This window comes from Mesorhizobium sp. FG116 (genome assembly GCF_057809835.1).
Window position 1 is genome coordinate 73,250 of record NZ_JBMDKS010000006.1, and the last position, 13,813, is coordinate 87,062.

Below are 13,813 nucleotides of genomic sequence, written 5' to 3' on the forward strand. Positions count from 1 at the left end.
GCCCATCCATATTCCTGTCGATGACAAGGGGGATATGCCGTGCGGGCTGCAATGTAAATGCGCCGTGACGTCTCGCGGCGCTGAACGCCTCAGCCTTCCGGCAGCGGTATATATTCCTCTTCGTCACCAGGCACGATGTCGAAGCGTCCGGTTTTCCATTCTTCCTTGGCCTGCTCGATGCGTTCTTTCGAAGACGACACGAAATTCCACCAGATATAGCGCTTGGAACCGATCGAAGCGCCGCCGAACAGCATGAAATGCGCACCGTGTTCCGAAGATATCACGATCTCGTCACCCGGCTTGAACACCAGCAGCCGTTCGCCCGGAAAGCGGTCGCCTGAAATCGAAACTTCGCCTTCCAGCGTGTAGATCGCGCGCTCCTCCGCATCGGCGGGAATCTGCACCTTCGCTCCCGGCGCAAGCCTGATGTCGGCAAAAAGCGTTTCGGATGCCGCATGGACCGGCGATTTCAGGCCGGAAAAGCCGCCGATGACTATGCGCCCGCTCACCCCGTCGGCATCGAATTGCGGCAAGGCTGCGCTGGCCGTGTTCTCAAACAGCGGCGCAACCTCTTCCTTGCCATCCGGCAGCGCAAGCCATGTCTGCAAGCCGGACACCGACATCGGCGCGCCGCGCAATTCCTCCGGCGTGCGCTCGGAATGGACGATGCCGCGGCCAGCCGTCATCAAGTTCACGTCGCCCGGCTGGATCACCATCTCCGTGCCGAGTGAATCGCGGTGCCTGATCTTGCCGTCGAACAGGTAGGTCACCGTCGAAAGACCGATATGCGGATGCGGGCGCACGTCGAGCGCCTGCCCCGCCCTCAGGATTGCAGGCCCCATGCGGTCGAAGAAGATGAAGGGACCGACCAGCCGCCGCTTTGCCGTCGGCAAGGCCCGGCGCACCTGAAAGCCGTCAATATCGCGGGCGTTCGGGATCACCATCAGTTCGATGGCGTCGCAGGCGAAGGCATCGCCGATATTCGGATCGTTTCCGGGAAAGAAGCTCATCGTGCGGCTCCCTGTTTCAGCACATGCAAGCCACTCTATGCGCCATGTGCGACCCGGGAAAGCAGCAAAGCCGCGACGGACTGTTTACCCGCCGTAGCTTGAAAAATCGCTCTACTCGCCGTCCAAAGGTTCGGTGCCCACGGCCTTGCCGTCGCGGGACAGGCGGATTTTCTCGACCTTGTCCTCGGCTGCCTTCAGCAAGCGGTCGCAATGCGCCTTCAGCGCCTCGCCGCGTTCATAGATGCGGATCGACTGGTCGAGCGCGACATCGCCGCGCTCCAGATCGACCACGATCTTTTCCAGCGCATCGAGCGCCTGCTCGAAGCTCATCGCCTTGACGTCCTCGTTCGCCTCGCCGGCCATGTCCTATCCCTTCATCAAGCGCGCGACATGGGCCGCGGTCGAAAATGCCAGTCCCTGCAGATCGTAGCCGCCTTCCAGCAGGCTGACGAGACGGTTGCCGCTGTAACATCCCGCGCGTTCCATCAACTGGCCGGTTGCCCAGTCGAAGTCGTCCTCGTCCAGGTTGATCTCGGCCAGCGGATCACGGTGATGCGCGTCGAAGCCGGCGGAAATGATGATCAGGTCAGGCGCGAATTTGTCCAGCGCGGGCAAGACGCGCGTGTCGAACGCCTCTCGGAAGGTCTCCGATCCGGTTTGCGGAGCAAGCGGTGCGTTGACGATATTGCCAGCACCCGTCTCATTCTTCGCGCCGGTGCCCGGATAAAGCGGCATCTGGTGGGTCGAACAATAGAGCACGCTCGGATCGTCCCAGAAGATGTCCTGCGTACCATTGCCGTGATGCACGTCCCAATCGACGATAGCGACGCGCTCCGCGCCATGCTTCTTCTGCGCATGGCGAGCAGCAATGGCGGCGTAGTTGAAGAAGCAAAAGCCCATCGCCGTGGTCTTTTCGGCATGGTGCCCCGGCGGCCTTGCCGCGACGAACACATTGGCAGCCCTGCCCTCGAACACATCGTCCACGGCAGCGTTTGCCGCGCCAATCGCCGTCAGCGCGGCCTGCCAGCTTTTCGGGCTGGCCGTGGTGTCGGCATCGATGCGGGCGATACCGGTGTCCGGAATGGCGGCCCGCACCCTGTCCACGAAGTCGGCTGGATGCGCGTAGAGAATTGTCGCATCGTCGCCCTCGGGCGCCTGCACGCGATCGAGTGCGGCAAAGGCCTCGTCGTCCAGCGCACGCTCAATGGCGCGCAGCCGGTCGGGGCGCTCCGGATGACCGGGCGGCGTTATGTGCTCAAGATAGATCGGATGAGTATAAAGGCGCGTGACCATGCCCCGATATAGGCGCGAAGGCTGCTCATTGCCACGCCTTCACGCCGTTACGGCGCAACGATCAACAGAATCAGATGCCCTGCGCGGGTCTCGTCCCCGATCCGGCTCCGAACGACCCCATCGCCTTGTCCTTCAACTGCCGGAACTTCGAGGAGGCGTCCGCCAGTTTGCGGTCCCATTCGGGATTGGGCACCTGCCCTTCTATCGTGCGGAAATAGACCTGCATCAGCGAGGCGATGGCAAACGGCTCGATCAGTGCTGCCTTGAACGCCCATGCGAACACGATGGCGAAGACAAACGCCCAGCCGCCAAGCTGGCCCGGCATGAAGTAGAGGAGCGCTCCCGCCGGCGCGATCATGAACAGGAAGACGAGGAACGACACCACCCACATGATCACCGCCAGCCAGATGGCATTCTTCAGCATCACCTTGCCGTTCTGCGCGTAAAGCACGACGCCCTGGCGCGCGCTTTCGAAGGGAGACGAAGAATTCACGCGGATGTTGTAGCCAAGGATGATCTCGTCGACATAGGTCAGCGAAATGCGCACCACCGTGTTGGCGAAACGCACCAGCCCGTCGAGGCCGGGTATCGGCAGAAAGGCCGCAATGCCGCCGATCAGGCCGGTGATTGCCCGGATCGCCCCCTTCACAAGCTGGTCCACGACAAAAAGCACGTTTGCCTCGGCAAAGCGCTGCGTGACCACTCCCCTTGCGTAGCTGATCTGGCTCTGGCCGCCCGGAACCTCGCGCCCGTCAACCAGATGCACCATCACGGCAATATGGCCCGCCTTGACGATATAGAGAATGTATTCGCGGACCCAGTAGACGGCGATCGACACAAGGCCAAAGCCGACAATGCCGCCCCATACGGCAAAGGAAGTCGGCCCGTCAGGGTCGGAAGAGATATGGCCGACGCCATAGCCGACGCCAGCGCCCGATCCCGTCGCCAGAATATAGGCCAGCGTGATGCCGAAATAGACGACCATGCGCAGCAGGATGAACGGCCACGTCCGCGCCATGATGGACAGTGAGGTACCGACGCTGAAATCCCACATCGACCGATTCTCTCCTCGCCAGCGGCGGGAGGATGAAGACAATGCTATTGCGGGTCAACAGGCCGGCGCTGGGCTGGCCTTTACGCGATCTCGGTGCTGGCGATGTGGATGCCGAAGCCTTCCAGCCCGACATAATGCCGTTCGCGCGACGCGATCAGCTTGATCGAGGAGATGCCGAGATCCTTGAGGATCTGCGCGCCAAGCCCGATCTCGCGCCATTCGTTCTCGCGGCGGCGGGCTTCCTCATGATCCTCATGGTCAGCCGAAGGCCGCTTGCGATCCTGATGCGCAACGCCGACCGAACCCTCGCGCAGATAGACGATGACGCCCCGCTTCTGCTCGCCCATCGACCGCATGATGTCGTCCAGCCGATGGCGGGTGCCGAAAACATCGGTCACCACATCTTCGGGATGCAGGCGAACCGGCACGTCCACGCCGTCGCGGATATCGCCGAAGACAATCGCCAGATGCTGCATCGGGTCCCACGGCAGCGTATAGGCATATAGCTTGGCCTTGCCGCCGGTCGTGTCGATATCGGTGCAGGCAACGCGCTCGACCAGAGTTTCCTGGCGCTGGCGATAGGCAATTAGATCGGCCACCGACACCTGCTTCAGCCCATGCTGTTCCGCAAAAGCCGCCACCTGCGGGCCGCGCTTGACCGTGCCATCGTCGTTGACCAGCTCGGAAATCACGCCCACCGGTGGCAGACCGGCAAGCTTGCAAAGGTCCACTGCCGCCTCGGTATGGCCGGAACGCATCAGCACGCCGCCTTCGCGAGCGATCAGGGGGAAGATGTGGCCGGGGCGGACGAAATCCGCGCCGCCGACATTGCCATTGGCCAAATTGCGCACGGTCAGCGTGCGGTCATCCGCCGAAATGCCGGTTGTGGTGCCATGCTTGAAATCAACGCTGACCGTAAAAGCGGTGGTGTGCGCGGAATCGTTGTCCGCCACCATCGGCGCAAGGTTCAGCCGCTTGGCATCTTCGCGCAGCATCGGCGCGCAAACGATGCCCGAGGTATGGCGCACGATGAAGGCCATCTTCTCCGGCGTGCAGTGAACGGCCGCAACGATCAGGTCGCCTTCGTTCTCGCGCCCGTCATCGTCCATCACCACGACGATTTCTCCGCGCTCGAAGGCGCGCAAGGCTTCAACGATTTTCTTCTGGTCGTAAGGCATGGTGCGCTCGCTTCGCTCGCAGGGCAGTAAGGGAACAGGGCAGTAGGGCAATAGGAAATTGGAGCGCGGGGAGCAAGTACCAGCAGTCGCTTACCGCCTTACCGCCTTACTGCCCTATTCCCCTAATCCCTTATCTTCCCGTCTGGCCGCGATGGCGCAGATAGTGATCCGCGATGGCGCAGGCAACCATCGCCTCGCCAATCGGCACCGCCCTTATGCCGACGCACGGGTCATGCCGTCCCTTGGTCATCACGTCGACGTCGTTGCCGTCCTTGTCGATCGACTTGCGCGGCGTCAGGATCGAGGACGTCGGCTTGACCGCGAAACGCGCAATCACCGGCTGGCCGGTCGAGATGCCGCCAAGAATACCACCGGCATGGTTCGACAGGAACACAGGCTTGCCGTCATTGCCCATGCGCATCTCGTCGGCGTTCTGTTCGCCGGTGATGGTCGCCGCCTCGAAGCCGTTGCCGATCTCGACACCCTTCACGGCGTTGATCGACATCAGGTTCGACGCAATGTCCTGGTCGAGCTTGGCATAGATCGGTGCGCCAAGGCCTGCCGGAACGCCGTCGGCGACGATCTCGATCACCGCGCCGACCGACGACCCGGCCTTGCGGATGCCGTCGAGATAGGCCGTGAAAACCGGCACCGAAGCAGGGTCCGGCGTGAAGAACGGATTTTCGGCGTCGCCAATGAAATTCCAGTTCCAGTTCGCACGGTCGATCTTCTTTTCGCCCATCGAAACAAGCGCGCCGCGCACCACCAGCCCGGGCACCACCTTGCGGGCCAGCGCTCCCGCCGCCACGCGCGCCGCCGTCTCGCGCGCCGAGGAGCGGCCGCCGCCGCGATGGTCGCGCAGGCCGTATTTGACGTCATAGGTGTAGTCGGCATGGCCGGGACGATACTGGCGCGCGATCTCGCCATAGTCCTTGGAACGCTGGTCAACGTTTTCGATCATCATCGAAACCGGCGTGCCGGTGGTGATCATCGTCACGCCGTCTTCGTCGAACACGAAGCCCGACAGCACCTTCACCTCGTCCGGCTCACGTCGCTGCGTCACGAAACGCGACTGGCCCGGCCGCCTGCGGTCAAGCTCGGTCTGGATGTCGGCAAGCGTGAAGCGGATGCCGGGCGGGCAGCCATCGACCACGCAGCCCAGGGCCGCGCCGTGGCTCTCGCCCCATGTGGTCACGCGAAAAAGATGACCGAAAGTGTTGTGAGACATAAAAACAGGCCCCGCCCGACGGCTGATCGGTTCTTCTGCGCCTTCTATTGGCGTTTTTTGCAGTGGTCAAACTGTGATCGTGCCTGTCCAAGCTTTGACACATTGGGCTGGTTTCTGCTCTCTTCGCTGAGCCCCAAATCGCCCGCAGTAAATCAGCCGGGCGCAAGAAACCAAGAGGACGACAATGCTTACCCGGATCGGGCGTACGCTCCTTGGCGCAATTGCCGCTGTGCTTTTCATTTCAACCGCTGCCTTTGCAGGCCAGACGGAAGGCGTGATCAAGAAAGTCGATAAGGAAGCGATGACGCTGACGCTGGATGACGGCAAGGCCTACAAGCTGAATGCCGAAATGGACGTCGATTCCCTGCAGCCCGGCATGGATATCGTCATAGCCTTCGACGTCACCGACGCCGGCAACGTCATCACCGACATGCAGTTGCCGGAATAGGCAACGCCTGGATCACAGCCATTCGAGATGGCCGTCCTGCCAGCGCAGGATGCGGTCTTGCGGGGTATCCAGCGACCCGGCCTTGGCCTTCGGAACCTTTTCCACAAGCCTGAACAGCGCCCGGATCACCCCGCCATGGGTCACGCACACGGTCCGGCGTTCTAGAGCCTCGAAAAACGGGCGCACCCGCTCCAGAAGCATCTGGTAGCTTTCGGCCGCATTACCCGGCGGCCTGAAGTCCCACTTGTCCAGCACACGCCCCCGCGTGGAGCCCGGATAGCGCTCCTCCACCTCGGCGATCGTATAGCCTTGCCAGTCGCCGAAGTTCATCTCCATCAGGCGCGGATCGGTGGTGTAGCCGGAAGCGGGAAGCCCCATCGCCTGCCGCACCAGTTCCATCGTATGGCGGGTGCGGATCATCGGGCTGGCGACAAAATCGAAATCCTGCGGGTCGGCAATCAGCTCGGCCAGCCTGCGGCCATTGCCCGTCGCCTCGCCACGTCCCTTGGCATTGATGTCGATGTCGGCCTGCCCCTGCAGGCGCTCTGCCACGTTCCAGTCGGTCTGGCCGTGGCGCACGATGTAGACAAGCGGAGACATGGCGTCCGGCACTCGTTCGCGTAGCGGGACAGGGCCCGGATTTGGGATCTAGTCTTTTACGGTCGAAATATCCGGCGCATCCACCGCTTTCATGCCGACGACATGATAGCCGGAATCGACGTGGTGAACCTCGCCGGTAACGCCGCGCGACAGGTCGGACAAAAGATAGAGCCCTGAATCGCCAACTTCTTCCGGCGTCACGGTGCGCTTCAGCGGCGAATTGTACTCGTTCCACTTCAAGATGTAGCGGAAGTCGCCGATGCCGGAAGCGGCCAGCGTCTTGATCGGGCCGGCAGAGATGGCGTTGACGCGGATGCCGCGACCGCCCAGATCGACGGCCAGATAGCGCACGCTCGCCTCCAGCGCCGCCTTGGCAACGCCCATGACGTTGTAATGCGGCATGACCTTTTCGGCGCCGTAGTAGGTCAGGGTCAAAAGCGAGCCGCCGTCATTCATGATCGCCTCGGCGCGCTTGGCGATGTCGGTGAAGGAAAACACCGAGATTTCCATCGTGCGGTTGAAATTGGCGCGCGTCGTCTCGACATAGCGGCCGTCAAGCTCCTCCTTGTCGGAAAAAGCGATGGCGTGGACGAGGAAGTCGATCTTGCCGAAATGGCCGGCAACATCGGCGAACACCGCGTCGAGGCTCGCCGGATCGGTGACGTCGCAATGGCCGCTGACATGCGCGCCCAGTTCCGCCGCCAAAGGCTCGACGCGCTTCTTGAACGCCTCGCCCTGATAGGTCAGCGCAATCTCGGCGCCCTGGTCGACGCAGGCCTTGGCAATGCCGAAAGCGATAGAGCGATTGTTGGCGACGCCCAAAATAAGGCCGCGCTTGCCGGCCATAAGGCCCTGTCCACCCGCCATTTCAGCGTTCTCCGCACGTTTTTGCTTGGGAGGTGCCCTATCGCACAGCCTTACAGCGGCTTCAAGCACCCAAACGCCTGCCCACAACGTGAAGTCGCATCACTTGTTCCGCAGCAGGGCCTCCAGGTCCTTGTCGCCGCCTTCCGGCAGCATGATGCGCACATGGACGTAGAGATCGCCGTGGCCGCCGGTCTTTTCCGGCAGACCCTTGCCCTTGAGACGCAGCACCTTGTCCGAACTCGACCATTCCGGCACGTTGAGCGCCAGCTTGCCGGCCGGCGTCTCGACGGGCAGCTTCGCGCCGAGAACAGCGTCCTTCAGCGACACCGGCAAGTCCGCATGCAGGTCGCGCCCTTCGATCCGGTAACGCGGATGACGGCGGAACCTGATCTTCACCAGCGCATCGCCGACGCCACCCGGTCCCTGCTCGCCCTGCCCTTTCAGCCGGATTGTCTGGCCGTCCTCGACATAGGTCGGCAGTTTCACCGCGACCTTGCGGCCATCGGGAAACTGCGCGGTGACCTTTGGCGCAGTGGCAGCCTCTTCAATGGTGATGTCCAACACAACGTTCAAATCAGCACCTGGCGGCGATGGCCGGCGGCGATCCGCACCGGGCCCTTGCCGCTGTCCGCCCGCTTGCTGCTGGCCGAAGGCGCCTCCGAATATCTGGCTGAAAATGTCGCTGTCGAATCCCTGCGGCCCGGCACCGCTGCTGCGGAACTCGAAATGCGGCCCTCCGGGTCCTTGCTGGCGACGGAACCCGGCAAACGGATCACCGCCACCGGCAGCTCTTTCGAAGCCCTGGAAGCGCGGCTTGCCGTCGGCATCGATCTCGCCACGGTCGAAAGCGGCGCGCGCCTTCTCGTCGCCGAGGATCTCATAAGCCTGGTTGGCGGCGGCAAAACGGTCTTTCGCCTTGGGATCGTTCGGATTCTGATCCGGATGATCCTTCTTGGCGAGCTTGCGGTACGCCGATTTTATGTCCTTGGCCGAAGCGTTCTTTGCAACGCCCAGCACCTCATAGGGGTCGCGCATCAATCCTGCCTGCTAGCGAGAGGGGTTAGGGTCTGATGGTATATGCGCTTCAATAGGAAGAAATTCCAGTGCTGCACGAAAACTGGCCAGTTCAGGGACCGGGCTACGCCGCCTTGAAATCAGCGATACGCCAGACGCCGGCACCGACCATGCAGATGCGTCCGTTGTAAAGGGCAATGCCGTCAAAGCTTTCGCGCGTTGCGGCGAAGTCCCGGCACAATTCGCCCTTGTTGCGGCTTTCCGTCAGCCCGGTTATCGATCCGCGCGAGCCTGTATCGGCATTTGCCCAGGACAGCGAGCGGCCCGCGCTTTCCTGGAGGTCTGCCGACGACACCGCGTTGCGGATGGTCAACTGGTCGGCGACCATGCCGCCATCGGCCACAGTCGCGCTTGCCTGCACATTGCTGGTGACGATCGCGCGGTCGACCTCGGCCTTTTCCAGGCTGAATCCGCCCACTCCACACCCTGCCAGCGCGGCAAGACAGGCCAAGCTCATGATCTTCACGCCGAACGACGCGATAGTGCGGTACTGCCAACTGTCAAAAGGCTGCGCGCTACGCGACAATCGGCAGTCTCCCGGCCCGGAAATAAAGTTTGAATAAACTATGAACGACTGCGGGTTAACAGAAGATTGCCGCACGAGGTCTTGCGCAGGATCAAGAGGAAAAACAGCCCGAGTCCGAGCCATTCAAGCACTTGTGAACCTTATTTCTGCCAAACGGCCCCAGCGGCAACCGGGACTCAAACAAACCTGTTGTAAATTGGATACTTTAGGATGTAGCACTAATCTAGATTAATTTTGGGGAGGCTGCATCAGGCAAGTGCGCCTGTTGCAGAGGTGGAATGCTAAAATATGCGGTGCTGGCTGCCGCTGTGTTCGTTTCGGGCACGGCAGACGCCAGAGCCAAGCCCTGGGCCTACAAGGCAGGGGTTGTGGTGAGCAATGCGGGCAGCGGCCCCTATTCAATCTGTGACACGATCGCGGACCTCGACCGGTTTCTCGGAATGGCGAAACTGCGTGCCGTGGAGGCCATGGCGCAGTACCCAAATTGCGTCATCAGCACGCAATCGCTGACCGCGGTCGTGCTGGAAAGCAGCGGCGACTATGTGCGCGCCATGTCGACCACCGATGACGGCGCCACGCACGAATTCTGGTTCTACCGGGGTCATCTGCGCTCGAGCAAGGACTATCAGGCGGAAGCCTGCCGTCTTGCCGCCATCGACAAGGGCGCGCTTGGCCAACAATGCTACCCGGACCGGGAAAGCTGGACTGACTGAAGATGCCGACATCCGTCATCGTCACCTTGAGAATTTGCGTCGAGATCGATGACGAATACCGGGCTGCTGATCACATCGACAACATCGTTGAAGTCGCCCAGCGAACCTTCCCGGTCGCCAGCGTCGAAATGCTCGGATCCGATGTTTCAGGCGGCCCGGACGGCGAGGGCGAGCCAATTTAGTAGCGCTTTGACCGAACAGCATGGCCGATCGACAGCTGCCCGCACCTCTACGGACAACTGCGAAACAACACCAAATAGCTATAGGTCCAGTTGGCGAATCCGGTTTGCCTGACAGCAGCGCGTGCGGCTAGGGTATGGCGATCAAGCTGGCGCATTGAATGCGCATACAGACGCAACCGGTCCCACCGCTCACCGGACCCTCTTCGAAGGCAATGCAGAATTGACGTCGCAACCAGATTTCACCGAATCCGCCGAACCCTACCGCCTGTTCGCTGAATGGCTGGACGACGCCACCAAGTCCGAGCCCAACGATCCGAACGGTGTCGCGCTGGCCACGGTGGACGCCGACGGCCTGCCCGATGTGCGCATGGTGCTGCTCAAAGGTTTCGACGAGCGCGGCTTCATTTTCTACACCAATTTCGAAAGCGCCAAGGGTCGCGAAATCCTCGGCAACATGAAGGCGGCGATGTGCTTCCACTGGAAATCGCTGCGGCGGCAGGTGCGTGTGCGCGGCCCGGTCGAGATCGCCAGCGACGCGGAGGCCGATGCCTATTACGCGTCCCGTCCACGCGGCAGCCGCATCGGCGCATGGGCTTCGAAGCAGTCAAGACCACTCGAAAGCCGGTTCGCGCTGGAGAAGGCGGTCGCCGAATACACCGCCCGCTATGCGATCGGCGAAATCCCGCGTCCGAAACACTGGTCGGGCTTCCGCATCATGCCGCAAACCATCGAGTTCTGGCACGACCGGCCATTCCGCCTGCATGACCGCATCGTGTTTACCCACCAACCAGACGGTGGGTGGGGCAAGACCCGGCTTTATCCCTAACGAAGGAACGGCGGACCAGAGTTCGGACTGCTCCTTACCCCGCCTTCTTGCGGCTCATGAAGGCTGACAGGGCCGCATGAGCCTCCGCCGACTTCAGCCGCTGGCGGAAATGTTCGGCTTCTTCCCGGATGCGGGCCACCAGCTCGTCGCGCGGGCCGCGCATCAGGTCGCGCGCGATCTTGAGCGCTTCGGGCGGCTTCGCGGCGATATCTTCCGCCGCGGCCAGCACAGCACCCTCAAGGTCGTCCTCCCCGACCACGTCGTAGATCAATCCCACCCGCTTGGCATGTTCAGCCGAAATCCCCTCACCCAAGCCGAGCAGGGCAAACGCCCCTTGCCGGCCGAGTATCTGCGGCGCAAGCAGGCTTGAACCAGCTTCCGGCACAAGCCCCAGGTCGACGAAGGGCGTGCGGAACACGGTGCGTGGCGTGGCAAACGTCAGATCGCAATGCAAATTGAGCGTCGTGCCGATACCCACCGCAATGCCGTCCACGCCCGAAACCATCGGCTTTTGCGAATTGGCCAGCGCCATCAGGAAATCCCAGACCTCATTGCCGCCTTCCGCGCCGGTTGCGACAGCGAGGAAGTCGGCAAGGTCGTTGCCCGCGGAAAACGCGCCCGGCACACCAAGGAAGACGTGGACGCGCACCGATGGGTCGGCATCACCCTTGCCGAGCGCCGCCGACATCGCGCCATACATGGCGCGCGTCAGCGCATTCTTCTTCTCCGGCCGGTTCATGCGGATGATCTGCACCGCGCCGCGCCGTTCGATCAGGATATGGTCTGTCAAAATCTTTGTGCCTCTGGATGGAACGGTTTCAGACTGAAATCAGCGTCTTGCCGGCCTGGATAAGGCTCGAAGCCCCTTCGATGACCCGGTCCTTGAGCGCCGCGACCTCGGCCAGCATGTTCTCGGCAAAGAAGCGGCACAGAGTGAGCCGGGGTTCGGACGGGTCGGCAATCGCCGCACGCGCCAGATAGGCGCCGCCGGCGGCAAGCGAAAACAGCCTTAGATAGGGCGTCGCCCCAGCGAGCGCCTCCTCGACTTGCCCTTTTTCGAGCTGGTACTGCAGGAACCGCGTGGCCTCGGAAAGATCGTCCAGCGCCTGGTCGAGCAGGTCTGCCGTCTGGCCGAAACCGCCCTGCCCGGACGTGCGCACCGCACTCGCGATTGCAACAAGGTCGTCGATGTAACTGTGCACTTCCTCGCCTTCGCGCAGCGGCAGCTTGCGCGCAACAAGATCGATCGCCTGGATGCCGTTGGTGCCTTCATAGATCGGCGCAATGCGCGCATCGCGATAGAGCGCCGCCGCGCCCGTTTCCTCGATAAAGCCCATGCCGCCATGCACCTGGATGCCGAGCGAAGCGACATCGACACCGGCGTCAGTCGAGAACGCCTTGGCCAGCGGCGTCAGCAGGTTGGCGCGGTCGAGCCACTTCGCGCGGGTTGCGCCGTCGGACACCCGCGCCATGTCGATGGCATGGGCGCAGCTATAGCTGATGGCGCGCGAAATCTGCGTCAGCGCCTTCATGGTGAGCAGGTTGCGCTGCACGTCCGGATGATAGACGATCGGCGCCATGCCGTTGCCGGAATAGCCTGCGGCCTTGCCCTGCCTACGCTCGTTGGCAAAGGCGAGCGCCTTCTGGAACGCCATCTCGGCGATGCCAACGCCCTGCATGCCGACATTGAGGCGCGCGTTGTTCATCATGGTGAACATGCAGGCCAGGCCCTTGTTCTCCTCGCCGATCAGCCAGCCGACAGCGCCCGGCTTGTCGCCGGCAAAGCCGTCGCCATAGATCATGGTGCAAGTCGGCGAACCATGAATGCCGAGCTTTTCTTCCAGTCCCGAGCAGAACAAATCGTTGCGGGCGCCCAGCGAACCATCCTTGTTGACCAGGAACTTCGGCACCAGGAACAGCGAAATGCCGCGTGTTCCGGCCGGCGCATCGGGCAGGCGCGCCAGCACCATATGCACGATGTTGTCGGTGAAATCGTGCTCGCCATAAGTGATGAATATCTTCTGGCCGAAAATGCGATAGGTGCCGTCGCCGGCTGGTTCGGCACGGGTGCGCAGCGCCGCCAGATCCGAACCGGCCTGCGGCTCGGTCAGGTTCATGGTGCCCATCCATTCGCCGGAAACCAGCTTGGCGAGGTAGGTCTGCTTGAGTTCTTCGGTCGCGTGCTTGTCCAGCGCCTCGACCGCGCCCATCGTCAGCATCGGCCCAAGGCAAAACGCCACCGACGCCGAATTCCACATTTCGAGAACGGCTACCGAAAGCATCATCGGCAGGCCCTGCCCGCCATATTCCTCCGGTGCCGCCACCGCATTCCAGCCGCCCTCGGCCCAATTCTTATAGAGGTTGCGCCAGCCCGGAGGCGTGGTCACCGCGCTGTCTTTCAGCACGGCACTCTTTTCATCGCCCGCCTTGTAGAGCGGCGCGATTTCTTCCGATGCGAACCGCCCCGCTTCGTGCAGTACGGCGTCGATCAAATCTTCGCTGAGGTCGCCGAATGCACCCGCCGCCAGAGCTTCCCTCAGGCCGGCGACATTTTTCAATGTGAAGGCAATTTCCTCGACGGGTGCGCGATACATCCGCTCATGCTCCTGTGGCTGCCATCATTTTCAGGTGCCAACCGATCAAAACGCTACGGCCAGCCTTGTTGGACTGCACTTTACGTAAACGTCAATAATTGTCACGCTGATTTTATAAATCCGCCTCTTGTGCGATACATACAGGATTGCGAAAGACATCGCCATGCTCGCTCGATCAGACCATTGTATTGAATGCGGCCGGCCGTTTCGGGCCGAGGGA

16 protein-coding genes are annotated in these 13,813 nt (G+C 62.0%); 4 read left to right on the top strand and 12 right to left on the bottom strand.

The annotated features are described in order from the left end of the window. Positions 1-89: 89 nt before the first annotated feature. The 6 genes from ACODTY_RS07305 to aroC all read right to left on the bottom strand — a co-directional run bounded on the left by ACODTY_RS07305 (position 90) and on the right by aroC (position 5,763). Positions 90-1,010: a pirin family protein gene (locus tag ACODTY_RS07305; RefSeq protein ID WP_488993628.1), complete on the bottom strand. Its 921-nt coding sequence runs from the start codon at positions 1,008-1,010 to the stop codon at positions 90-92. Positions 1,011-1,121: 111 nt separating this feature from the next. Continuing rightward, positions 1,122-1,373: an exodeoxyribonuclease VII small subunit gene (locus ACODTY_RS07310; protein ID WP_056245226.1), complete on the bottom strand. Its 252-nt coding sequence runs from the start codon at positions 1,371-1,373 to the stop codon at positions 1,122-1,124. 3 nt (positions 1,374-1,376) lie between these two features. Further along, positions 1,377-2,303 (bottom strand): histone deacetylase family protein, encoded by a 927-nt coding sequence (locus tag ACODTY_RS07315; RefSeq protein WP_488993629.1) that lies wholly within the window; start codon positions 2,301-2,303, stop codon positions 1,377-1,379. Positions 2,304-2,373: 70 nt separating this feature from the next. Then, positions 2,374-3,357, bottom strand: coding sequence for a hypothetical protein (locus ACODTY_RS07320; protein ID WP_488993630.1), 984 nt, complete (start codon positions 3,355-3,357; stop codon positions 2,374-2,376). Between the two features lie 80 nt (positions 3,358-3,437). Further along, positions 3,438-4,535, bottom strand: a complete 1,098-nt coding sequence (gene ribB, locus ACODTY_RS07325) for a 3,4-dihydroxy-2-butanone-4-phosphate synthase (protein WP_488993631.1) — start codon at positions 4,533-4,535, stop codon at positions 3,438-3,440. 130 nt (positions 4,536-4,665) lie between these two features. Further along, positions 4,666-5,763 (bottom strand): chorismate synthase, encoded by a 1,098-nt coding sequence (aroC, locus tag ACODTY_RS07330; RefSeq protein WP_488993632.1) that lies wholly within the window; start codon positions 5,761-5,763, stop codon positions 4,666-4,668. Positions 5,764-5,947: 184 nt separating this feature from the next. Between aroC and ACODTY_RS07335 the strand changes: the two genes are divergently transcribed. After that, entirely contained in the window at positions 5,948-6,211 is a 264-nt protein-coding gene (locus ACODTY_RS07335; RefSeq protein ID WP_056245241.1) for a DUF1344 domain-containing protein, read from the top strand. A gap of 12 nt (positions 6,212-6,223) precedes the next feature. On the opposite strand, the gene ACODTY_RS07340 is transcribed toward ACODTY_RS07335, so the two are convergent. From ACODTY_RS07340 to ACODTY_RS07355, 4 genes are all read right to left on the bottom strand, one after another. Then, positions 6,224-6,811, bottom strand: coding sequence for a histidine phosphatase family protein (locus tag ACODTY_RS07340; protein ID WP_488993633.1), 588 nt, complete (start codon positions 6,809-6,811; stop codon positions 6,224-6,226). 48 nt (positions 6,812-6,859) lie between these two features. Next, positions 6,860-7,678 (bottom strand): enoyl-ACP reductase FabI, encoded by an 819-nt coding sequence (gene fabI / locus ACODTY_RS07345; protein WP_056245811.1) that lies wholly within the window; start codon positions 7,676-7,678, stop codon positions 6,860-6,862. Positions 7,679-7,777: 99 nt separating this feature from the next. Beyond that, on the bottom strand, positions 7,778-8,713 hold the full coding sequence (locus ACODTY_RS07350; protein ID WP_488993634.1) for a DnaJ C-terminal domain-containing protein: 936 nt from the start codon (positions 8,711-8,713) through the stop codon (positions 7,778-7,780). Between the two features lie 103 nt (positions 8,714-8,816). Continuing rightward, positions 8,817-9,278, bottom strand: a complete 462-nt coding sequence (locus tag ACODTY_RS07355) for an RT0821/Lpp0805 family surface protein (protein ID WP_488993635.1) — start codon at positions 9,276-9,278, stop codon at positions 8,817-8,819. A gap of 278 nt (positions 9,279-9,556) precedes the next feature. Between ACODTY_RS07355 and ACODTY_RS07360 the strand changes: the two genes are divergently transcribed. From ACODTY_RS07360 to pdxH, 3 genes are all read left to right on the top strand, one after another. After that, on the top strand, positions 9,557-9,991 hold the full coding sequence (locus ACODTY_RS07360) for a hypothetical protein (RefSeq protein WP_488993636.1): 435 nt from the start codon (positions 9,557-9,559) through the stop codon (positions 9,989-9,991). A 2-nt stretch (positions 9,992-9,993) separates the two neighbouring features. Next, entirely contained in the window at positions 9,994-10,173 is a 180-nt protein-coding gene (locus ACODTY_RS07365; protein ID WP_488993637.1) for a hypothetical protein, read from the top strand. Positions 10,174-10,393: 220 nt separating this feature from the next. Continuing rightward, on the top strand, positions 10,394-10,999 hold the full coding sequence (gene pdxH, locus ACODTY_RS07370; RefSeq protein ID WP_488993638.1) for a pyridoxamine 5'-phosphate oxidase: 606 nt from the start codon (positions 10,394-10,396) through the stop codon (positions 10,997-10,999). Between the two features lie 34 nt (positions 11,000-11,033). Here the strand turns inward: pdxH and ACODTY_RS07375 are convergent, their stop codons facing one another. Continuing rightward, positions 11,034-11,789, bottom strand: a complete 756-nt coding sequence (locus tag ACODTY_RS07375) for a crotonase/enoyl-CoA hydratase family protein (RefSeq protein ID WP_488993639.1) — start codon at positions 11,787-11,789, stop codon at positions 11,034-11,036. Positions 11,790-11,817: 28 nt separating this feature from the next. Next, complete coding sequence (locus ACODTY_RS07380) at positions 11,818-13,593, bottom strand: acyl-CoA dehydrogenase family protein (protein ID WP_488993640.1); 1,776 nt, start codon at positions 13,591-13,593, stop codon at positions 11,818-11,820. Between the last annotated feature and the right edge of the window lie 220 nt (positions 13,594-13,813).

Coding starts and splice junctions, on each gene's coding strand:
- ACODTY_RS07365 (WP_488993637.1), top strand. CDS start 9,994: ATGCCGACATCCGTCATCGTCACCTTGAGAATTTGCGTCGAGATCGAT.
- aroC (WP_488993632.1), bottom strand. CDS start 5,763: ATGTCTCACAACACTTTCGGTCATCTTTTTCGCGTGACCACATGGGGC.
- ACODTY_RS07340 (WP_488993633.1), bottom strand. CDS start 6,811: ATGTCTCCGCTTGTCTACATCGTGCGCCACGGCCAGACCGACTGGAAC.
- ACODTY_RS07380 (WP_488993640.1), bottom strand. CDS start 13,593: ATGTATCGCGCACCCGTCGAGGAAATTGCCTTCACATTGAAAAATGTC.
- ACODTY_RS07335 (WP_056245241.1), top strand. CDS start 5,948: ATGCTTACCCGGATCGGGCGTACGCTCCTTGGCGCAATTGCCGCTGTG.
- ACODTY_RS07360 (WP_488993636.1), top strand. CDS start 9,557: ATGCTAAAATATGCGGTGCTGGCTGCCGCTGTGTTCGTTTCGGGCACG.
- ACODTY_RS07350 (WP_488993634.1), bottom strand. CDS start 8,713: ATGCGCGACCCCTATGAGGTGCTGGGCGTTGCAAAGAACGCTTCGGCC.
- ACODTY_RS07310 (WP_056245226.1), bottom strand. CDS start 1,373: ATGGCCGGCGAGGCGAACGAGGACGTCAAGGCGATGAGCTTCGAGCAG.
- ribB (WP_488993631.1), bottom strand. CDS start 4,535: ATGCCTTACGACCAGAAGAAAATCGTTGAAGCCTTGCGCGCCTTCGAG.
- ACODTY_RS07315 (WP_488993629.1), bottom strand. CDS start 2,303: ATGGTCACGCGCCTTTATACTCATCCGATCTATCTTGAGCACATAACG.
- fabI (WP_056245811.1), bottom strand. CDS start 7,678: ATGGCGGGTGGACAGGGCCTTATGGCCGGCAAGCGCGGCCTTATTTTG.
- ACODTY_RS07320 (WP_488993630.1), bottom strand. CDS start 3,357: ATGTGGGATTTCAGCGTCGGTACCTCACTGTCCATCATGGCGCGGACG.
- ACODTY_RS07305 (WP_488993628.1), bottom strand. CDS start 1,010: ATGAGCTTCTTTCCCGGAAACGATCCGAATATCGGCGATGCCTTCGCC.